The organism is Streptomyces sp. AC1-42W (assembly GCF_003248355.1).
In the GTDB taxonomy this organism is placed as follows: domain Bacteria; phylum Actinomycetota; class Actinomycetes; order Streptomycetales; family Streptomycetaceae; genus Streptomyces.
This window is the reverse complement of sequence record NZ_QKWY01000002.1, coordinates 349,798-370,388: the sequence shown is the minus strand read 5'-3', so window position 1 is coordinate 370,388 and position 20,591 is coordinate 349,798. Positions and strand designations below refer to the sequence as shown.

The following is a 20,591-nucleotide window of genomic DNA, read 5'->3' as shown; positions in this document are numbered from 1 at the left end:
CGGCCCCGTACCGCACGAGAAGAGGACGAGACAGCGATGAGCCCCGCCGACGACGATCCGCAGCGCATCCTCATCGTCGACGACGAGCCCGCCGTACGCGAGGCGCTGCGGCGCAGCCTCGCCTTCGAGGGCTACGGCACCGAGGTGGCCGTGGACGGACTCGACGCGCTGGCCGCGGCGGAGTCGTACGACCCCGACCTCATCGTCCTGGACATCCAGATGCCCCGCATGGACGGCCTGACCGCCGCCCGCCGCATCCGCGCCACCGGCGCCACCACGCCCATCCTGATGCTCACCGCACGGGACACGGTCGGCGACCGCGTCACCGGGCTCGACGCGGGCGCCGACGACTACCTGGTCAAGCCGTTCGAGCTGGACGAGCTGTTCGCCCGCATCCGGGCCCTGCTGCGCCGCAGCTCGTACGCGACGGCCGCGGGCGGCCCCGTCCCCGACGACAACGTGCTCGCCTTCGCCGACCTGCGCATGGACCTCGCCACCCGCGAGGTCACCCGGGGCGACCGGCGCGTGGAGCTGACCCGTACCGAGTTCACCCTCCTGGAGATGTTCCTCGCGCACCCGCGCCAGGTCCTCACCCGCGAACAGATCCTCAAGGCCGTGTGGGGCTTCGACTTCGAGCCCAGCTCCAACTCCCTGGACGTGTACGTGATGTACCTCCGCCGCAAGACGGAGGCCGGCGGCGAACCGCGCCTCGTCCACACCGTGCGCGGTGTGGGGTACGCGCTCCGCTCCGGCGGGGGCGACGGATGACGGCCACCCGGCCGGGCCCCCTGGGCCGCATCCGCGCGCTGCCGCTGCGCTCCCGCCTCGCCCTGCTGGTCGCCACGGCGGTCGCGGTCGCGGTCGCGGCGGTCGCGGTGACCTGCTGGTTCCTGACGCGGGAACAGCTGGAGGAACAGCAGGACGCCACCCTGCGGAGCACCGTGGTCGACGAGCGCTATCTGAACCAGCTGTACGACTACTGCCAGGGCACTGGCCGGGTCCAGCCCGTCCCCTACACGGGCTTCACCGTCCAGCTCATCACCGCGCAAGGCGGGGTCTGCCTCGCGCCCGACTCCTCGCGGCTCCCGGTGAGCGCGGCCGACCTCGCGGTCGCGAACCGCCGGGAGCCCAGCGCGATGCACACCGTGACCGACGTCAAGGGCGTGCGGATGCGCGTCTACACCGCTCCCGTGAAGGCGCCCGAGGGCCTCGCCGTCTCCATCGCCCGGCCCCTCGGCGAGATCGACAAGCCGCTGTCCAGGCTCGCGTGGGTCCTGCTGCTCGTCGGCGGCATCGGCGTCGTCGGCGCCGGCGCCGCCGGGCTCTGGGTGGCCCGGTCCGGGCTGCGCCCGGTGGACGAACTCACCCGGGCCGTCGAACACGTCGCCCGCACCGAGGACCTGACCGTCCGCATCCCCGCCGACGGCGAGGACGAGATCGCCCGGCTGTCCCGGTCGTTCAACTCGATGACCGCCTCGCTGGCCACCTCCCGCGACCGGCAGGCGCAGCTCATCGCGGACGCCGGCCACGAGCTGCGCACCCCGCTCACCTCGCTGCGGACCAATGTGGAGCTGCTGGCCCGCAGTGACGAGACGGGCCGCGCCATCCCGCCGGACGACCGCAGGGCGCTGATGTCCTCGGTCAAGGCGCAGATGACGGAGCTGGCCGCGCTCATCGGCGACCTCCAGGAACTGGCCCGCCCGGACGCCGCCCAGCCCGGCCCGCTCCAGGTGGTGGCCCTGCACGACGTCACCCGCGCCGCGCTCCGGCGCGCCCGGCTGCGGGGCCCGGAGCTGACGATCACGGAGGACCTGGCCCCCTGGTACGTACGGGCCGAACCGGCCGCCCTGGAGCGGGCGATCGTCAACGTGCTGGACAACGCGGTGAAGTTCAGCCCGGCACGCGGCACGATCGACGTGGTGCTGCACCGGGGCCGGCTCACGGTCCGCGACCGCGGCCCCGGCATCCCCGCCGACGAACTCCCGTACGTCTTCGAGCGCTTCTGGCGCTCCCCGTCCGCCCGCCAGCTGCCGGGCTCCGGCCTGGGCCTGTCGATCGTGGCCCGTACGGTCCGGCAGGCAGGCGGCGAGATCTCCCTCCACCCGGCGGACGGCGGAGGCACGGAGGCCACGATCAGCCTGCCGGGCGCACCGCAGCCGCCGCCGGCGGGATGACGGCGGGTCCCCGCGCTCACCGTGGCTCAGAGGCGGCGGCGGAACTCGGCCGCGAACTGCGATGCCCCGCCGGTGCCGATCCGGTCGAGCAGCCCGTGCAGGTCACGAGGTTCGCGCCGATAGTCGGCCACCTGCTTACGCAGGACCATGACCATCTCCGCGGGGGCGAGGTCGAGCATGTCGAGAAGGAATTCATCGGGGTCCAGGACTTCGATCCCGTACGGATCGGACGACGCCGCGGGAAAGTCCTTGAGGTTCAGCGTGACGACGGCGTGCGCGTGACCGCCGATCGCAGCCGCCAGGACATGCCGGTCCTTGTGGTCGTTCGTCATGACGGATATGAGCGCCTCGTACCCCGTCACCATGCTTTCCGGAAACGCTCCCGCCATGGCGGCGACGAGGTTCTTGGCCTTGAGGTCACCGATCCGCTCAGCGATGTTCCTGGTCAGCTCGTCAAGAATTCCGGCGGACCAGAGCGGCTCGTACAGCTCCGCCTCCGCCAACCGGAGCAGGGTGTCTCTGAGGTAGTTCGGGTACAGGACACACGTGTCCAGGACGACGCGCTGCACATGGCTCCAGTCGGCTCGGCGGGAACAGGTCAGGCGGATCAGTCACCATAGAGGCCTGACTCCTCGGTCAGTCTGACGAGGTCGTCCAGTCCCCTACGGCGTTGTGTTCGCCGCTTCTCCTTGTAGTCGAGGACATCCGAGAGGAGAACCCTGCGGTGCCTCCCCGGCCTGTTGTACGGCAGGCCCCCCTCGTCGAGGATCTTGACGAAGGTCGGTCTGCTCACTCCGAGAAGGTCGGCCGCCTCCTGCGTGGTCAGCGTGGTGTTCACCGGCGCCACCGTCACCGCCTTGCCCTCCGACAGGGCACGCACGACGGCCATGAGCGCCTCGTAGACTTCTGAAGGCAAGCTGTGGGTGGACCCGTCGGGACCTCGGAGCAGAGCAGGCTCGACAGCTGCCGGGGTTCGGTCGAGAAAGGACCTGAGCTCGGCGATCTCCTTACGGTGCTCGGGCAGGAGTGTGCGGTCTTCCGCAGTACTGTGCATGGCTCGGTCTCCTTATGAGAGTGGACCAAGCATCGCACAATTCGAAAGAAACGCAAACGCACGCCCAGGGGCAGACCGTGAGGATGCGCGGGCCAGGGCGATCCACCCCGGCCCGCGCATCCTCCATGCACTGCACCCTCTTGTTACCGCACAGCGGCTGTGGTCACTTCACGACCGTGATCCGGTCCGCCGCCGGCGGGGTCAGTGGGGCCGAGGCCGAGGAGTGCGCGGCCAGGTAGGCGTTGAACAGGTCCAGGTCGGAGGCGCCGACGAGCTTGTCGGTGCCCTGTCCGAGCGCCGCGAAGCCGTCACCGCCGCCCGCCAGGAACTCGTTCATCGCGACGCGGTACGTCCTGCCCGGGTCGATCGCCTCGCCGTTCAGGCGGATCGTTTCGGTGACGACGCGGTCCGCGCCGGACTTCGTCATGTCCAGCGTGTAGGTGAGGCCCTTCGAGACCTGGAGGATCTTCGGGCTGGCCTCGTTCGAGCCGCTGACCTGCTGCTGGAGGGCGGTCACCAGCTGGGCGCCGGTCAGGTCCACGACGTTCATCATGTTGGTGAAGGGCTGCACGGTGAACGCCTCGCCGTAGGTGACGACGCCGTCGCCCTCGCCGCCGGACGCCTTGTACACCAGGTCCGAGCGGATGCCGCCCGGGTTCATGAGGGCGACGACCGCGCCGCCCTTGTCGGCCGGGGCCAGTCCTTCGAGCTGGGCGTCCGCGATGAGGTCGCCGAGCGGCTTCTCCAGGGCGGTCGAACCGCGGCCGTTGATGTCGGCGGAGATGTAGCCCTGCGGACGGTTGGAGATCGGGGCCGCGAGGGCGTTCCAGCGGGCGATCAGGTCGGACATGTCGCGGGCGGGCTTCTGGTCGCGGCCGACCAGGTGGTTCGCCGAGACCGGGTTCGACGGCTGCGGGCCGTGGTGCTTGGAGCCGTGCTTGCCGCTGCCCTTCACGGCCGTGCGCACGATGTCCTTGGTGCGCCGGTCGTACGTGAGCGTGGTGTCCGTGTACAGCTTGCCGAACGAGGCGGCCGAGGTGACCAGGCGCGGGTTGCCGGCCGGGTCCGGGATCGTGCAGACGTACGCCTGGTGGGTGTGGCCCGTGACCAGGGCGTCCACCTTGGGCGTGATGCCCTTGGCGATGTCCGTGATCGGCCCGGAGATGCCGTCACCGGCGCCCGGGCTGTCGCAGTCGTAGTCGTACGCGGAGGAGGCGGGCGCGCCGCCCTCGTGGATCAGGGCGACGATCGACTTCACGCCCTGGCGGTCCAGCTCCTTGGCGTACTTGTTGATCGTCTCGACCTCGTCGTGGAACTTCAGCCCCTTGACGCCGTTGGCCGTGACGATGTTCGGCGTGCCCTCCAGGGTCACCCCGATGAAGCCGATCCGGACGCCGTTCTTCTTCCACACCGTGTACGGCTTGAGGATCGGCTTGCCGGACTTCTCGTCCGTCACATTCGCGGCGAGGTACGGGAAGTCGGCGCCCCGGAAGGTCTTGCCCTCCTCGTAGCACCCCTCGACCGGGTGGCAGCCGCCGTTCTGGAGGCGGGCCAGCTCGCCGGCGCCCTCGTCGAACTCGTGGTTGCCGACGCTCGTCACATCGAGGTCGAGCTTGTTCAGCGCCTCGATGGTCGGCTCGTCGTGGAAGAGGCCCGACAGCAGCGGGCTCGCCCCGACCATGTCGCCGCCGGCGGCGGTGATCGAGTACGGGTGGCCCTTGCGGGCGTTGCGCAGCGAGGTGGCGAGGTACTCCACGCCACCCGCCGGGACCTGCTTCACGGTGCCGTCGGGCTGCGTCCGGTTGACCGTTCCGGCCGAGCCGGCCGGCGGCTCCAGGTTGCCGTGCAGGTCGTTGAAGGACAGCAGCTGTACGTCGACGGTCCGGGCCGGCGTGTGGTGCCCGTGGCCGTGGCCCTTGCCGTGACCGCGCTCCTGGGCGCCGGCCGGCATGGCGGCGACCAGCGCGCCCACGGTGACGAGACCGGCCGCGGCGGCGAGCACCCGCCGGGACGCGCGGTTCTTCTGCGGTGTCGCTGACATCGATCCCCTTGTGAGTTCAGCGGGTGGAATTCGAGCCGAAGCCTAGAGTCAACGCGCGTAGCGCGACAGGTGTGCGGGGTTACGAACTGGTAGCCGCCCAGTCGGAACGGGACCAATGGCCCAAATGGGTGAGCCCAGTGGGCCGGTGACCTCATCCGGCCGGACCGGGGCGAGCACCCGGGGCGCCGCCCGGCGGACGCTTACGCTCGTACCCATGACGACTGACGTTCCCCTCCCCGCCCCCGGACGCGAGATCCAGACGCTCGACACCCTCTCCCCCGACCAGGCAGCGGCCGTGCTCGACCTGCTCGCCGAGGCCGCGCGGTCCGACGGCCGGCAGGCCGTGTCGGAGCAGGGCCGGCTGCAACTGCGGGGCGGGCGGCGGGAGGGCGTACGGCACTTCCTGCTGTCCGCCGGGGGCGTGCTCGCCGGGTACGCGCAACTGGAGGACACCGACCCCGTGGAGGCCCCCGCCGCCGAACTGGTCGTGCACCCCGCGCACCGGGGCCACGGCCACGGGCGCGCCCTGGGGGCCGCCCTGCTCGCCGCGACCGGGAAGCGGCTGCGGGTGTGGGCGCACGGCGGGAAGGCCTCGGCGCGCCACCTGGCCCAGGTCCTCGGCCTCTCCCTGTTCCGGGAACTGCGCCAGCTGCGCCGTCCGCTGAGCCCGCTGAACCTCGCCGAGCCGGCCCTGCCGCCGGGCGTCACCGTACGCACCTTCGTGCCGGGCGAGGACGACGCCGCCTGGCTCGCCGTGAACCGCGCCGCCTTCGCCCACCACCCCGAGCAGGGCTCCCTGACCCAGCGCGACCTGGACGACCGCAAGGCCGAGCCCTGGTTCGACCCGAAGGGCTTCTTCCTGGCCGAACGCGAGGACGGCTCGGGCGGCACCGAACTGATCGGCTTCCACTGGACGAAGGTGCACGCCGGGGAACGGCTCGGCGAGGTGTACGTGGTCGGCATCCGGCCCGACGCCCAGGGCGGCGGCCTCGGCAAGGCCCTCACCGCGATCGGCCTGCGCCATCTGGCCGCCGAGGGCCTGCCGACCGCGATGCTCTACGTCGACGCGGACAACCCGGCCGCCCTCGCGGTCTACGAGCGCATGGGCTTCACCACCCACGAGGTGGACCTGATGTACCGCACGGAGTCCTGAGACCCTCAACTCGCCCGGGGGCGGCGCCGCTTGACGCCGCCCCCTTCTTACGCCACCCTTTCACTACTCAATTAGTGAAAGGGTGCAGATGGCTCGGACCGCGGCAGTCGAGTTCCGCATCGACCGGCGCAGCGGCGTCGCCACCTACCTCCAGATCGTCCAGCAGACGAAACAGGCCCTGCGCCTGGGCCTGCTGGAGCCGGGCGACCGGCTGCCCACCGCCCGCGAAGTGGTCGAGGCCACCGCGATCAACCCGAACACCGTGCTCAAGGCGTACCGCGAGCTGGAACGCGAAGGGCTCGTCGAGGCCCGGCGCGGGCTCGGCACCTTCGTCACCCGGTCCCTGGGCGGCGCGGCGGCCGCCGACGACGCGCCGCTGCGCGCCGAACTCGCCGACTGGGCGGGCCGGGCACGGGCCGCGGGGCTCGACCGGGACGACGTGGGCGCGCTCTTCACCGCCGTACTGAACAGCACATTCGAGGGGGACGAGGACCGATGACGGGTACCGCGCTGGAGGCCGGGGGCCTCGGCATGAGATACCGGGGCCGGGGAGGCGGCTGGGCGCTCCGCGACTGCGCGTTCCGGCTGCCCGCGGGCGCCGTATGCGCGCTCGTCGGCCCCAACGGCGCCGGCAAGTCCACCCTGCTCGCCCTCGCCGCCGGCTTCCTGCGACCGGCCGCCGGCACGCTCCGGGTCCTGGGCGAGGCACCCGGCGACGTGCGCGCCCGCATCGCCTACGTGGCACAGGACAAGCCGCTCTACCCGCAGTTGACGGTCTCCGAAACGCTGTGGGCGGGCGCCGAGCTGAACCCGTCCCGCTGGGACCGGGAGACCGCCGCCCGCATCGCCGCGCCGCTCCCCGCCGACGCCAGGGTCCGCACGCTCTCCGGCGGGCAGCGCACCCGGCTCGCCCTCGCCCTGGCGCTCGGCAAACGGGCCGAACTGCTGCTCCTGGACGAGCCGATGGCCGACCTCGATCCCCTCGCCCGTCACCAGTTGATGGGCGCCCTGATGGCCGAGGCCGCCGAGCACCGGACCACCATCGTCATGTCCTCGCACATCCTCAGCGAGCTGGAGGGCGCCTGCGACTACCTGCTCCTGGTGGACGGCGGCCACATCCGCCTCGGCGGCGAGACGGACGACCTGATCGCCGCCCACGCGCTGCTCACCGGCCCCGTACGCGACCTCGCCCCGCACACGGTGGTCGAATCCCGCACCACGGGCCGCGCCCTGACCGCCCTGGTCCGCCCGGAGGGCACCGTGGACCCGTCCTGGACCCGCTCCGAACCCACCCTGGAAGAACTCCTCCTCGCCCACCTCCGCTCCCCGGACGCCCCAGCACTCCTGACCCCGAGCGCGACGACCCGAGAGGCGGTGACGGCATGAGCACCCTGAACCTGCGAGGTCCGGCCAGGATCGTGGTCCGGCAGCACCGCTTCGTCCTGTGGGGCTGGGGAGCCGTCGCGCTCGTCGGGGCCGCTCTGGCGGCGAGCGCCTGGTGGTTCACGTCCGCCGCGGCCGACGACTTCGCCGGCACCGGATGCTCCGTGCGGCACACGGTCTCCGGCTGCGGCATCCCCGTGCGCCACCTGCTCAGCATCGAGCTGCAGTACAACCACCTCTTCCGGTACGCCGCCCTGGCCGTCGCCGCCCTGCCCGCCCTCGTCGGCCTCTTCGTCGCCGGGCCCGTGATCGGCCGGGAACTGGAGGACGGCAGCTACCGGTTCGCCTGCGGCCAGTCCGTCAGCCCGGCCCGGTGGCTGGCCGCCAAGCTCGCCGTGACCGGCGCGTTCGCCGTGGCCGGAGTCACCCTGCTGTCCGCCGTGTACGCGTGGACCGTGTCCCGGACACACGACACCCACTATCCGCTGGGCTCGTCCGAGTGGTGGGTGTACGACTCGATGGGGCCCGTACCCGTCGCCCACACCCTGCTGGGCCTCGCCCTGGGCGCGCTCGTCGCGCTGCTGCTCGGACGCGCCCTGCGGTCGATGGCGCTCGCGGCGGTCGCCTGCCTCCTGGTGGCCCTCGCCACCCGCGCCGTACGGCCCGCCGGGAACTTCTGGCCCCTCCAGCTCGCCGAGACCGGCATCGTCCTCCTGCTCGCCGCCGGGGTCACCGCGCTCGCCTTCCGGGTGTTGCGGCGCTACCACGCCTGACGCCTTCGCGCACCTCGTCCGGGGCGGGCGCCCCGGACGAGGTCCCACACACGGTCCGCCCAGCGCTGCCCGTACGTCATGTCGTCGTTACCGGGCATTCAGACGGCCTTGCGAGCCTCGCAGGATGCAGCCAGCTGTGCCGACACCCCGCAACGGTCGGAATCCCGGCAGAACGCGCTCCGACCGCGCCGTCCACGCGATCTCGTCCGCCTCCGACGCGCCCCCGGAGCGCTCCGCGCGGAACAATGGGCTCATGAGCCAGCAGCCCAGCTCCGAGGTCCCGGTCCAGCACGCCGCCCAGCCGTCCGTCGGCTCCCTCGCCGCACACCGGCCGCACGCAGTCGCCCCCTCCTCGCGGGGGGCCGCCCTGTCCACCGCCGCCGACTTCGACCCCGACATCGACGCGGACGCCGACGCCTACGAGCCCGACAAGGACGGCGACGAGCTGCCGCAGGGCCGGTTCCTGGACCGGGAGCGCAGCTGGCTCGCGTTCAACGAACGCGTCCTGGAGCTGGCCGAGGACCCGACCACACCCCTGCTGGAGCGGGCCAACTTCCTGGCGATCTTCGCGTCCAACCTGGACGAGTTCTTCATGGTCCGGGTCGCCGGGCTCAAGCGCCGCATCGCGACCGGGGTCGCCAACCGGTCCGCCTCCGGCCTCCAGCCCCGCGAGGTCCTCGACCTGATCTGGACCCGCTCGCGGGAACTCATGGCCCGGCACGCCGCCTGCTACCAGCAGGACATCGCCCCCGCCCTGTCCGACGAGGGCATCCAGCTCATCCGCTGGCCCGAGCTGACCGAGAAGGAGCAGGCCCGCCTGTTCACCTTCTTCCGCCAGCGCGTCTTCCCCGTCCTCACCCCCCTCGCCGTGGACCCGGCGCACCCCTTCCCGTACATCTCCGGCCTCTCGCTGAACCTCGCCGTCGTCGTACGCAACCCCGTCAGCGGCCACCGCCACTTCGCCCGGGTCAAGGTCCCGCCGCTGCTCACCCGCTTCCTGGAGGCGTCGCCGCAGCGCTACGTCCCCATAGAGGACGTCATCGCGGCCCACCTGGAGGAGCTGTTCCCCGGCATGGAGGTGCTGGCGCACCACATGTTCCGGGTCACCAGGAACGAGGACCTGGAGGTCGAGGAGGACGACGCCGAGAACCTGCTCCAGGCCCTGGAAAAGGAACTGATGCGACGCCGCTTCGGCCCCCCGGTGCGCCTGGAGGTCGAGGAGTCCATCGACCCGTACGTGCTCGACCTGCTGGTCCGCGAGCTCAAGGTGTCCGACGCCGAGGTCTACCCGCTGCCCGGCCCGCTCGACCTCACCGGGCTGTTCGGCATAGCGTCGCTGGACCGGCCCGAGCTGAAGTACCCCAAGTTCGTCGCCGGCACCCACCGTGACCTCGCCGAGGTCGAATCCGCGTCCGCGCCGGACATCTTCGCCGCGGTCCGCGAGCGGGACGTACTGCTGCACCACCCCTACGACTCCTTCTCCACCTCCGTACAGGCGTTCCTGGAACAGGCCGCGGGTGACCCGGACGTCCTCGCGATCAAGCAGACGCTGTACCGCACCTCCGGCGACTCCCCGATAGTGGACGCCCTCATCGACGCCGCCGAATCCGGCAAGCAGGTCCTCGTCCTCGTCGAGATCAAGGCCCGCTTCGACGAGCAGGCCAACATCAAGTGGGCGCGCAAACTGGAGGAGGCGGGCTGCCACGTCGTCTACGGGCTCGTCGGCCTCAAGACGCACTGCAAGCTCTCCCTCGTCGTCCGCCAGGAGGGCGACACCCTGCGCCGCTACTCGCACGTCGGCACCGGCAACTACCACCCCAAGACCGCCCGGCTCTACGAGGACCTCGGACTGCTCACCGCCGACCCGCAGGTCGGCGCGGACCTCTCCGACCTCTTCAACCGGCTCTCCGGCTACTCCCGCCGCGAGACCTACCGCCGGCTGCTCGTCGCCCCCAAGTCGCTCCGCGACGGACTGGTCTCCCGGATCACCAAGGAGATCACCCACCACCGGGCGGGCCGCCCCGCCTACGTCCGGATCAAGGTCAACTCGATGGTCGACGAGGCGATCATCGACGCCTGCTACCGCGCCGCCCGGGCCGGCGTCCCCGTGGACATCTGGGTACGCGGCATCTGCGCCATCCGCCCCGGCGTCACCGGCCTCTCCGAGAACATCCGGGTCCGCTCGGTCCTCGGCCGCTTCCTGGAGCACTCCCGGGTCTTCGCCTTCGGCAACGGCGGCGAACCCGAGGTCTGGTTCGGCAGCGCCGACATGATGCACCGCAACCTCGACCGCCGCATCGAAGCCCTCGTCCGGGTCACCGACCCCGCCCACCGCGCCGCCCTCAGCCGCCTCCTGGAGACCGGCATGGCCGACACCACCGCCTCCTGGCACCTGGGCCCCGACGGCAACTGGACCCGGCACTCCGTGGACCCGGACGGCAAGCCCCTGCGGCACGTACAGGAAATGCTCATTGACGCCCGGAGGCGCCGGCGTGCGACGCCCTGACCACCAGCCCCAGACCGCCCCCACCCACGCCCCCGGCATCACCGGCGTGACCGCGGGGGCGGTCCTCGGCCCTTATCTGCGCACCCAGGCCGCGGACTTCCTGCGCAGCCTGCGCCTGCACCGCGAGAACACCGCCCCCACGGACGCCGGATCGCGCACCGCCGAACAGGCCGCCACCGCCCTGCGCCGCTCGTCCCGCCGGATCAGCGCCACCCTGCGCACCTTCCGCACCGCACTCGACCCCCTCTGGGCCGAACAGCTGCACACCGAGCTGACCTGGCTCTCCACCACCCTGGCCCGCGAGCACGCCTACGCGGACCGGCTGGTCCGGCTCCTCGACGCGCTGCACGGCCTGTCCGGCGGCACCGCTCTCCCGGCCGCCCGCACCCCCGGCGACAAGGGCCGGCCCGTCCTCGGCGCCGCCCGCGCCGGCGCGCTGCTGGAGCGCCAACTCACCCTCGCCCGGACCCGCGCCCACTCCGCCGCCCTCCAGGCCCTCGGCTCCGCCCGCTTCCACGCCGTGGCCGACACGGTCGCGCTGCTGGCCTCCGAGGTCCCCCTCGCGCCCACCGCGACCGGCCCCGCCGCCGACGTGCTCGGCGATCCGGCCCACCGGGCGGAGCAGCGGCTGCGCGGGGCCGTCGCCGCACTGCCCCCGGACGAGTCGGCGGAGCCGTACAACGAGGCGCACGACGCGCCCTGGCACCACACCCGCCTGCTGCTGCGCCTCCACCGCTACGCCCACGAAGTGGTGCACGGCGCCCCCGATCCCCGGCTGGCCGCCCCGGTCCACGCCCTCGATCTGCACCGGGACGCGGTGGAGGCGGCCGGCGCGGCGGCCGCCGCCGCCCGCACGCCGCGGATCGCGCCGGCGACCGCGTACGCCCTCGGGGTGCTGCACGCCGACCAGCGCCACGAGGTGGAGGCGGCACGCGCGGTGTTCCGGGAGAGCTGGCCCCGGGCGGCCGCGGACACGGTGACCGGCGCGACGACGGGCGCGGTGCGGTCGTGAGCGGGCCGGTGCGGGCGGCGGGCTGCGTGCTGTGGCGCCGCCCGCCCGCATCCGCCGCGGGTGTGGAGCTGTGCCTCGTACACCGGCCGCGTTACGACGACTGGTCGTTCCCCAAGGGCAAGCTGAAGCGCGGCGAGTCCCCGCGCGAGGCGGCCGTCCGCGAGGTCCTGGAGGAGACGGGCCACCACTGCGTGCCGGGTGACGTGCTGCCCGTCGTCCGGTACGCCGTCAACGGCCGCCCGAAGGAGGTCACGTACTGGTCCGCCGAGGCCACGGCGGGCTCCTTCGTCCCGAACCGCGAGGTGGACGCCGTGCTGTGGCTCCCGCCCGCCGCCGCCCGCACCCGGCTCAGCCGGCCGCGCGACCGCGAACTGCTCGACGCGGCCCTGGGCGCCCTGCCCCGCGCGTAACCCCGCCGCGCCGCGATCGCCGCGCGTTTCCGGGCCCCGCACCCGGCCCGCAGCCGGCGGAACCGGGCCGCCCGCCACGGTTCACCCGCCGTTCACTCACCCCCGTCAACCACGTCACCTGGTCTGCCTAATTTCAGACCTACCGGGTGCAGGCACCAGCCACTGCACCACCCGCGTCGCACGCCGCCCGCAACAAAAGCCGCGGCGGCTCCTGGAAGGAACACCCGAAAGTGAAGCTTCAGCGCAAGAACCGGCTTCGTGCCACCGCGCTCGGTGCCCTCGCCGTCTCCGGCGCCCTGGTCCTCACGGCGTGCGGTTCCGACGACAACAGCGGCGACACCTCCGCCACGGGCGGCAAGACGAAGGCCGCGTCCAACGTCAAGTGCGACGGCGCCAAGGGCCAGCTGCGCGCCTCCGGCTCCAGCGCCCAGAAGAACGCCATGGACCTCTGGGTCAAGGAGTACATGGCCGCCTGCTCCGGCGTGGAGATCAACTACAACTCCTCCTCGTCCGGCGAGGGCATCGTCGCCTTCAACCAGGGCACCGTCGGCTTCGCCGGCTCCGACTCGGCGCTGAAGCCCGAAGAGGTCGCCGACTCCAAGAAGATCTGCAAGACCGGCCAGGGCATCAACCTGCCGATGGTCGGCGGCCCGATCGCCGTCGGCTACCACCTCGAAGGCGTCGACAGCCTGACCCTGGACGCCCCCACCCTCGCCAAGATCTTCGACACGAAGATCAAGAAGTGGAACGACGAGGCGATCGCCAAGCTCAACCCGGGCGCCAAGCTGCCGGACAAGCCGATCCAGCCCTTCCACCGCTCCGAGGACTCCGGCACCACGCAGAACCTGGGCAAGTACCTGGGCGCGGCCGCCCCGCAGGACTGGAAGTACGAGGCCGAGAAGAAGTGGCCCGCCCCCGGCGGCCAGGCCGCGTCCGGCTCCTCCGGCGTCGCCAGCCAGGTCAAGCAGGTGGACGGCTCGATCGGCTACTTCGAGCTCTCCTACGCCACCTCGCAGCAGATCAGCACCGTCGACATCGACACCGGCGGCTCCGCCCCGGTCAAGGCCACCTCCGAGAACGCCTCCAAGGCCATCGCCGCCGCCAAGGTCAAGGGCACCGGCAAGGACCTGGCGCTCGAACTCGACTACACCACCAAGGCCGAGGGCGCCTACCCGATGGTCCTGGTCACCTACGAGGTCGTCTGCGACACCGGCAACAAGGCCGACACCCTCGGCACCGTGAAGTCCTTCCTGGGCTACGCCGCTTCGGCGGACGGCCAGAAGCTCCTCAGCGAGGCCGGCTACGCGCCGATCCCCGAGGAGATCAACGCCAAGGTCCGCGAGACCGTCGCCGGCCTCTCGTAACGAGAACACGCCGAACGACGCGCACGACGCGCCCGGCGGCCGGTCCGGAACACCCCTCCGGACCGGCCGCGCCCCAGCCCCTCCGGTGCACCGCCGCCAGGGGAGCGTGCCGCTCCCCCACACAGACCGGAAAGACCATGGCTTCCACCACACCACAGATACAAACCCCATCGGCCGGGCGCTCCCGCCCCCGGTCCACGGGCCGCGCAGGCGACCGGATCTTCATCGGACTGTCGCGCGGTTCCGGCATCCTGCTTCTGGTGATCATGGCGTCCATCGCCGTGTTCCTCAGCTACCGCGCCGCGATCGCCATCTCGAAGAACGAGGGCAACTTCCTCACCACCTTCGACTGGAACCCGGCCGGTGACCCGCCCGTCTTCGGCATCGCCGTCCTCCTCTTCGGCACCGTCGTCAGCTCCGTCATCGCGATGGCCATCGCGGTCCCGGTCTCGGTCGGCATCGCCCTGTTCATCTCGCACTACGCCCCGCGCAAGCTGGCCGGCCCGATCGCGTACGTCATCGACCTGCTCGCCGCGGTCCCCAGCATCGTCTACGGCATCTGGGGCGCCCTCGTTCTGGTGCCGTACCTGGAGGGGCTGAACCTCTGGCTCGACCAGTTCTTCGGCTGGACGTACGTCTTCGAGAAGACCGAGATCGGCGTCGCCCGCTCGCTGTTCACCGTGGGCATCCTGCTCGCGGTCATGATCCTGCCGATCGTGACCAGCGTCAGCCGCGAGGTCTTCCTCCAGGTCCCGCGCATGAACGAGGAGGCCGCGCTCGCCCTCGGCGCCACCCGCTGGGAGGTCATCCGCCTCTCCGTGCTGCCGTTCGGCCGCTCCGGCATCATCTCCGCGTCGATGCTGGGCCTGGGCCGCGCGCTCGGCGAGACGATGGCCGTCGCCACGGTCCTGTCGCCGAGCTTCCTGATCTCCCTGCACGTGCTCAACCCGGGCGGCGGCACGTTCGCCCAGAACATCGCGGCGAAGTTCGGCGAGGCCGACGCGTTCGGGCGGGACGCCCTGATCGCCTCCGGCCTGGTCCTCTTCGTCCTCACCCTGCTGGTCAACGGCGCCGCGCGGCTCATCATCGCCCGCCGCAAGGAGTACTCGGGGGCCAACGCATGAGCCAAGCCACCACCACCGGAGTCCAGGAGATCCCGGTGCCCGCACCCGCCGCCCCGAAGCCCGGACTCAGCAGCCGGGCGCTGCCCCGGCTCGCCCCGCTCGGCTTCGCCGCCGCCGGCATCGTCCTCGGCGTCGGCCTCGCCCTCGCCGCCGGCTGGCACAGCCGCGTGCAGTGGGGCCTGCTCTCCGCGCTGTTCTTCCTGGTGATCTCGTACATCACCACCAGCGTCGTCGATAACCAGCGCCAGGCCAGGGACCGCCTCGCCACCAGCCTGGTGTGGGTCTGCTTCCTGCTCGCCGTCGTCCCGCTCGCCTCCCTGCTCTGGACGACGATCAGCCGCGGCTCCGAACGCCTGGACGGCTACTTCCTGACGCACTCCATGGCCGGAGTCCTCGGACCCGAGGCCAGCGGCGGCGTCTACCACGCGCTGATCGGCACCCTGGAACAGATCGGCATCGCCACCCTGATCTCCGCCCCGCTCGGCCTGCTCACCGCCGTCTACCTGGTGGAGTACGGCAAGGGCACGCTGGCCAAGGCCGTCACCTTCTTCGTGGACGTCATGACCGGCATCCCGTCGATCGTGGCCGGTCTGTTCATCCTCTCGATCATGCTGATCGCCGGCCTGGAGCCGTCCGGCCTGATGGGCGCGCTCGCCCTGACCATCCTGATGATGCCGGTCGTGGTCCGCTCCACCGAGGAGATGCTCAAGCTCGTCCCGAACGAGCTGCGCGAGGCATCCCTCGCCCTCGGCGTGCCGAAGTGGCGCACGATCCTCAAGGTGGTCCTGCCGACCGCGATCGGCGGCATCGTCACCGGCGTCATGCTCGCCGTGGCCCGCATCGCCGGCGAGACCGCGCCGATCATGCTGCTGGTCTTCGGCAGCCAGCTGATCAACACCAACCCCTTCGAAGGCGCCCAGTCCTCGCTCTCGTTCTACATCTACGAGCAGTACCGGGTCGGGGAAGCCGCGTCCTACGACCGCGCCTGGGCCGCCGCCCTGGTCCTGATCGCCTTCGTCATGATCCTCAATCTGGTGGCCCGCGGCATCGCCCGCTGGAAGGCCCCCAAGGCCGGCCGCTAGGCCCGCCGGAAAGCAGCAGTGATTCAGATGGCCAAGCGCATAGACGTCAGCGGACTGTCGGCCTACTACGGCAGCCACAAGGCGATCGACGACATCTCCATGACCGTGGAACCCGGCTCGGTGACCGCCTTCATCGGCCCCTCCGGCTGCGGCAAGTCCACCTTCCTGCGCACCCTGAACCGGATGCACGAGGTCACCCCCGGCGGCCGCGTCGAGGGCAAGGTGCTCCTGGACGACGAGAACCTGTACGGGCCCGGCGTCGACCCGGTCACCGTGCGCCGCACCGTCGGCATGGTCTTCCAGCGCCCGAACCCGTTCCCCACCATGTCGATCTTCGACAACGTGGCGGCCGGCCTGCGCCTCAACGGCTCGTACCGCAAGAGCGCCCTCGCCGACATCGTCGAGAAGTCGCTGCGCGGCGCGAACCTGTGGAACGAGGTCAAGGACCGGCTGAACAAGCCCGGCTCCGGCCTCTCCGGCGGCCAGCAGCAGCGCCTGTGCATCGCCCGCGCCATCGCGGTCGAGCCGGACGTGCTGCTGATGGACGAGCCCTGCTCCGCCCTGGACCCGATCTCCACCCTCGCCATCGAGGACCTGGTCGGCGAGCTGAAGGAGCGGTTCACCATCGTCATCGTCACGCACAACATGCAGCAGGCGGCCCGCGTCTCGGACCGGACCGCGTTCTTCAACCTGGCCTCGGTCGGCAAGCCCGGCAAGCTCATCGAGATCGACGAGACGGAGCGCATCTTCTCCAACCCGTCGGTCCAGGCCACCGAGGACTACATCTCCGGCCGCTTCGGCTGAGCCGCCCCGTACGGCCTTGGGGTGCTGCATGGCGGTGCCACCACAAGGCGAAAAGGGTCCGCCCCGCACTCCCTCGGGAGTGCGGGGCGGACCCACGTGCGGCAGCGGCCTCAGCCGAACAGCAGGAACACGACCCCATAGCTCGCGGCGGCGACCAGGGCCGCGGCCGGCATCGTGATGAACCAGCCGAGGATGATGTTCTTCGCGACGCCCCACCGCACCGCGTTCACCCGCTTCGTGGCCCCCACACCCATGATCGCCGAGGTGATCACATGGGTCGTGGAGATCGGCGCGTGGAACAGGAACGCCGAACCGAACATGATCGACGCGCCCGTGGTCTCGGCGGCGAAGCCCTGCGGCGGGTCCAGCTCGATGATCTTCCGGCCGAGCGTACGCATGATGCGCCAGCCGCCCGCGTACGTGCCCAGCGACAGCATCAGCGCGCAGACGAGCTTCACCCAGACCGGGATCGGGTCGCTCGGGGACTCGACGTCGGCGATGACCAGGGCCATCACAACGATGCCCATCGTCTTCTGCGCGTCCTGCAGACCGTGCCCGAGCGCCATGCCCGCGGCCGACACCGTCTGCGCGATGCGGAAACCGCGCTTGGCCTTGTGCGGGTTGACCTTCCGGAACATCCACATGATGGCGACCATCACCAGATAGCCGACCACCAGGCCGATCACCGGGGACAGGAACATCGGGATGACGATCTTGTCGAGCACCCCGTCCCAGTGCACCAGCGTCCCGCCGGCCAGCGCCGCGCCGACCATGCCGCCGAACAGCGCGTGCGAGGACGACGAGGGCAGCCCGAAGTACCAGGTGATCAGGTTCCAGATGACGGCCCCGACGAGCGCCGCGAAGAGGATGCCCATCCCCTTGTTGCCCTCGGGCGTCGCGATCAGGCCCTCGCTGACGGTCTTGGCGACCCCGCTGCCCAGGAACGCGCCCGCGAGGTTCATCACCGCCGCCATCGCCAGCGCCGCCCGCGGGGTCAGCGCCCGCGTGGAGACCGACGTGGCGATGGCGTTCGCCGAGTCGTGGAAGCCGTTGGTGTACGTGAAGCCGAGCGCGACGCCGATGGTCACGATCAGTACGAAGGTGTCCACGTGGTTCAGGACTCCTTGACCGCGATGGTCTCCACCGTGTTCGCGACGTGCTCGAACGCGTCCGCAGCCTCTTCCAGCACGTCCACGACCTGCTTCAGCTTCAGCACCTCTATGGCGTCGTACTTGCCGTTGAAGAGGTGGGCGAGCAGCTTGCGGTGGATCTGGTCCGCCTGGTTCTCCAGCCGGTTGACCTCGATCCAGTACTCGGTGAGGTTGTCCATGGTGCGCAGACCGGGCATGGCCTCGGCGGTCAGCTCCGCCGCCCGCGCCAGCACCTCGATCTGCTGCTCCACACCCTTGGGAAGCTTCTCGATCTGGTACAGCACGACCAGGTCGACGGCCTCCTCCATGAAGTCCATGATGTCGTCGAGCGACGAGGCCAGGTTGTAAATGTCCTCACGGTCGAACGGCGTGATGAAGGAGGAGTTCAGCTGATGGAAGATCGCGTGGGTGGCATCGTCCCCCGCGTGTTCCGCCGCCCGCATGCGCTCCGCGATCTCGGCACGGGATGAAGGCTCCGCCCCGAGCAGTTCCATCAGGAGTTTCGAGCCCGTGACGATGTTGTCCGCGGACGCGGAGAACATGTCGTAGAAGCTCGTCTCCCTGGGGGTCAGACGAAAGCGCACGTGGGGTCCTCGGGGTGCTTTGGATTCGGTCAGGCTGATGCTAGGCGCATCATCCGGCCACGGCTAACCGGCATTGTCAGTGTCGCGCATCAGGCACAGTGATCAGCACGGGACCCCGGTCACGTTTCAGCTGAATTCGTTAAGATATACCCGCCAGGGGTATATAGACGTCAGGGCAAAGGGAAAAACGGGAGGCAGCAATGACGACGACCGAGGCCACGGGAACGCAACCCGCACCGGACGCGGCGACCTGCGCGGGCCACGCCGACGCGGCCGTGACCGACCACGACCGCGGCATCCACGGCTACCACCACCAGAAGTCCGAGCACCTCAAGCGGCTGCGCCGGATCGAGGGCCAGATCCGCGGCCTCCAGCGCATGGTCGACGAGGACGTCTACTGCATCGACATACTCACCCAGGTCTCGGCGTCCACCAAGGCGCTCCAGTCCTTCGCGCTCCAGCTCCTGGAGGAACACCTGCGCCACTGCGTCGCCGACGCGGCCGTCAAGGGCGGCGACGAGATCGACGCGAAGGTCGAGGAGGCCACCAAGGCCATCGCCCGCCTGCTGCGCACCTGAGCCGGCCGGGCCGCGCCCCGTCAGCCCCGGTACTCGCCCTGCCGGGGCACGGTGGTGCGATCGGTGCTCGCCCTCACATCGGTGCTCGCCCTGACATCGGCGCTCACCTCGACGTCGGCGCCCACCTTCACGTCGAGCACCTCGTCGATCCGCTCGGAACTGAGCCGTTCGCCGATCGCCGCCGACGCCGCGATCATCAGTTCCCCGCACAGCTCGATCTCGGCGAGCGCCACATGGTCCGACACGGTCGGGGCGCTGAGCGTCACCACGTCACTCACCTCTCACTGCCGTCACCGGCTTTCCAGGGTAGAGAGCCCGACACGCGCCGCGCATGGCACGGACGGACCATTTCACCGCCCCCCGATGGGCCGGGAACGGCGGGCCTGATGGGCCCGGTGGGACGTTACGGGGCTCCTGGGGTGGCCGGATCTTTGCGGTGCGGGTGGGATTCATCTCACGCCCGCCCCTGCCCGATCTCCCCGGTGTAAATGTCCCGCTCGTCCGGCAGCCGCACGGTCACCGGCACCCCGAACCCGTACAACAGCATCGTCGACACCACCTCGACCGCCGGGCCCTCGTTGGCGAAGCGGAACCGGTGGCGCACCTTGCGCAGCCTGCCCTGCTCGTCCAGATAGGCGTCGAACCGCACGGCCCGGGTGCGGAACCCTTTCGCCGCGGCCGCCAGCGCCGCCCGCGCGCCCGGCGCCGCCGTACGGGCGGCCCGGCCGATGTCCGCCGTGCCCCGGTAGTGCCGCACGGGCACCCCGGCCAGCTCCGTCTCACCGACGTACGTCACGGCCTCCGCGCCGCGCAGCAGTTCGGCGGCGGCCAGCGGATCGGTCACCCCGCCGGTGACCAGATTGCCGTCCTCCAGCGCCGTCGTGTCGATCCGCACCCACTTGTCGGCGGGCACCCCGGCACCCCGGTTCTTCATGTACAGCGCGCCCGGCGCCAGCAGCTCCGTGATCGGCCGGTGCTCCTCCGCGCCCGCCGCGTCCGGCGGCAGCACCACCTTCAGCCGGCCGGACGCCGCCCGGAAGTCGTACGAGCCCGAGCCCCTGATCGTGAGCCGGGTGCCGCCGGCGGCCGTCTCCATCGACGTCAGCACCTCGGCGCTCGCGGCCCCGTCACCGGCGAGCACGACCGCCGCCCGCCGCACCGCGTCGACGGCCCCGTCCCGGGCGTCCGACGCGGCGGTGGCCCGGTCCGCACCCCCGCCGCCCGCGCACCCGGCGGCGGCCGCCACCACGCCCACCACGGCGAGGGCACGCACCGCGCGTGCCCCGCCACCGGACCTGTGCTGCTGCACCACCATCGCCTGCCAATCCCCCAACGACGTCCCGCTTGCCCATGCCCTGGGCCCTGTCAAGGCCCCACCCGCCTCGCATAACGACGACC

Annotated in this window: 21 protein-coding genes; 14 read left to right on the top strand and 7 right to left on the bottom strand. The window is 71.3% G+C overall.

Annotated elements, in window-relative coordinates; genetic code table 11:
• Window positions 1–36: 36 nt before the first annotated feature.
• A complete protein-coding gene (locus tag DNK56_RS19450) occupies window positions 37–768 on the top strand; it encodes a response regulator transcription factor (protein ID WP_111336531.1) in 732 nt (243 codons plus the stop codon).
• The gene (locus DNK56_RS19445; protein WP_111336529.1) at window positions 765–2,174 is read left to right on the top strand and encodes a HAMP domain-containing sensor histidine kinase; all 1,410 of its coding nucleotides are present in this window, start codon (window positions 765–767) and stop codon (window positions 2,172–2,174) included. Before DNK56_RS19450 ends, DNK56_RS19445 begins: the two co-directional genes overlap by 4 nt.
• A 26-nt stretch (window positions 2,175–2,200) precedes the next feature.
• Here DNK56_RS19445 and DNK56_RS19440 read toward each other — a convergent pair whose 3' ends face one another.
• From DNK56_RS19440 to DNK56_RS19430, 3 genes are all read right to left on the bottom strand, one after another.
• On the bottom strand, window positions 2,201–2,743 hold the full coding sequence (locus DNK56_RS19440; protein ID WP_111336527.1) for a PIN domain-containing protein: 543 nt from the start codon (window positions 2,741–2,743) through the stop codon (window positions 2,201–2,203).
• A gap of 38 nt (window positions 2,744–2,781) precedes the next feature.
• A complete protein-coding gene (locus tag DNK56_RS19435; RefSeq protein ID WP_111336525.1) occupies window positions 2,782–3,228 on the bottom strand; it encodes a helix-turn-helix domain-containing protein in 447 nt (148 codons plus the stop codon).
• A gap of 163 nt (window positions 3,229–3,391) precedes the next feature.
• Window positions 3,392–5,269 carry a bifunctional metallophosphatase/5'-nucleotidase gene (locus DNK56_RS19430; protein WP_111336523.1) on the bottom strand — a complete coding sequence of 626 codons (1,878 nt, stop codon included), beginning with the start codon at window positions 5,267–5,269 and terminating at the stop codon, window positions 3,392–3,394.
• Window positions 5,270–5,483: 214 nt separating this feature from the next.
• On the opposite strand from DNK56_RS19430, the gene mshD reads away from it, so the two are divergent.
• The 11 genes from mshD (at window position 5,484) to pstB (ending at window position 16,880) form a co-directional block, all read left to right on the top strand.
• Entirely contained in the window at window positions 5,484–6,422 is a 939-nt protein-coding gene (gene mshD / locus DNK56_RS19425) for a mycothiol synthase (RefSeq protein WP_111336521.1), read from the top strand.
• Between the two features lie 88 nt (window positions 6,423–6,510).
• Window positions 6,511–6,921, top strand: a complete 411-nt coding sequence (locus DNK56_RS19420) for a GntR family transcriptional regulator (protein WP_111336519.1) — start codon at window positions 6,511–6,513, stop codon at window positions 6,919–6,921.
• On the top strand, window positions 6,918–7,808 hold the full coding sequence (locus DNK56_RS19415; protein WP_111336517.1) for an ABC transporter ATP-binding protein: 891 nt from the start codon (window positions 6,918–6,920) through the stop codon (window positions 7,806–7,808). The genes DNK56_RS19420 and DNK56_RS19415 overlap by 4 nt, the downstream gene beginning before the upstream one ends.
• Window positions 7,805–8,578 (top strand): hypothetical protein, encoded by a 774-nt coding sequence (locus tag DNK56_RS19410; RefSeq protein ID WP_111336515.1) that lies wholly within the window; start codon window positions 7,805–7,807, stop codon window positions 8,576–8,578. Before DNK56_RS19415 ends, DNK56_RS19410 begins: the two co-directional genes overlap by 4 nt.
• A gap of 253 nt (window positions 8,579–8,831) precedes the next feature.
• Window positions 8,832–11,084: an RNA degradosome polyphosphate kinase gene (locus DNK56_RS19405; RefSeq protein ID WP_111339401.1), complete on the top strand. Its 2,253-nt coding sequence runs from the start codon at window positions 8,832–8,834 to the stop codon at window positions 11,082–11,084.
• Window positions 11,071–12,096 (top strand): CHAD domain-containing protein, encoded by a 1,026-nt coding sequence (locus DNK56_RS19400; RefSeq protein ID WP_241990001.1) that lies wholly within the window; start codon window positions 11,071–11,073, stop codon window positions 12,094–12,096. Before DNK56_RS19405 ends, DNK56_RS19400 begins: the two co-directional genes overlap by 14 nt.
• Window positions 12,093–12,506, top strand: a complete 414-nt coding sequence (locus tag DNK56_RS19395) for an NUDIX hydrolase (RefSeq protein WP_111336511.1) — start codon at window positions 12,093–12,095, stop codon at window positions 12,504–12,506. The genes DNK56_RS19400 and DNK56_RS19395 overlap by 4 nt, the downstream gene beginning before the upstream one ends.
• Window positions 12,507–12,736: 230 nt before the next feature.
• Window positions 12,737–13,870, top strand: a complete 1,134-nt coding sequence (gene pstS / locus DNK56_RS19390) for a phosphate ABC transporter substrate-binding protein PstS (RefSeq protein ID WP_111336509.1) — start codon at window positions 12,737–12,739, stop codon at window positions 13,868–13,870.
• A gap of 137 nt (window positions 13,871–14,007) precedes the next feature.
• Entirely contained in the window at window positions 14,008–14,994 is a 987-nt protein-coding gene (gene pstC / locus DNK56_RS19385) for a phosphate ABC transporter permease subunit PstC (RefSeq protein ID WP_111336507.1), read from the top strand.
• Entirely contained in the window at window positions 14,991–16,076 is a 1,086-nt protein-coding gene (gene pstA, locus DNK56_RS19380; protein WP_111336505.1) for a phosphate ABC transporter permease PstA, read from the top strand. Before pstC ends, pstA begins: the two co-directional genes overlap by 4 nt.
• 27 nt (window positions 16,077–16,103) lie before the next feature.
• Window positions 16,104–16,880, top strand: coding sequence for a phosphate ABC transporter ATP-binding protein PstB (gene pstB, locus DNK56_RS19375; RefSeq protein ID WP_111336503.1), 777 nt, complete (start codon window positions 16,104–16,106; stop codon window positions 16,878–16,880).
• Between the two features lie 110 nt (window positions 16,881–16,990).
• Here the strand turns inward: pstB and DNK56_RS19370 are convergent, their stop codons facing one another.
• Together DNK56_RS19370 and DNK56_RS19365 are read right to left on the bottom strand one after the other, a co-directional pair.
• A complete protein-coding gene (locus tag DNK56_RS19370; RefSeq protein ID WP_111336501.1) occupies window positions 16,991–17,989 on the bottom strand; it encodes an inorganic phosphate transporter in 999 nt (332 codons plus the stop codon).
• Window positions 17,990–17,994: 5 nt separating this feature from the next.
• Window positions 17,995–18,615, bottom strand: coding sequence for a DUF47 domain-containing protein (locus DNK56_RS19365; RefSeq protein WP_111336499.1), 621 nt, complete (start codon window positions 18,613–18,615; stop codon window positions 17,995–17,997).
• Between the two features lie 200 nt (window positions 18,616–18,815).
• Here DNK56_RS19365 and DNK56_RS19360 point away from each other — a divergent pair, with 200 nt between their 5' ends.
• On the top strand, window positions 18,816–19,193 hold the full coding sequence (locus DNK56_RS19360) for a metal-sensitive transcriptional regulator (RefSeq protein WP_111336497.1): 378 nt from the start codon (window positions 18,816–18,818) through the stop codon (window positions 19,191–19,193).
• Between the two features lie 20 nt (window positions 19,194–19,213).
• On the opposite strand, the gene DNK56_RS19355 is transcribed toward DNK56_RS19360, so the two are convergent.
• Entirely contained in the window at window positions 19,214–19,462 is a 249-nt protein-coding gene (locus tag DNK56_RS19355; protein WP_111336495.1) for a hypothetical protein, read from the bottom strand.
• Window positions 19,463–19,647: 185 nt separating this feature from the next.
• Window positions 19,648–20,508, bottom strand: coding sequence for a hypothetical protein (locus tag DNK56_RS19350; protein ID WP_111336493.1), 861 nt, complete (start codon window positions 20,506–20,508; stop codon window positions 19,648–19,650).
• Between the last annotated feature and the right edge of the window lie 83 nt (window positions 20,509–20,591).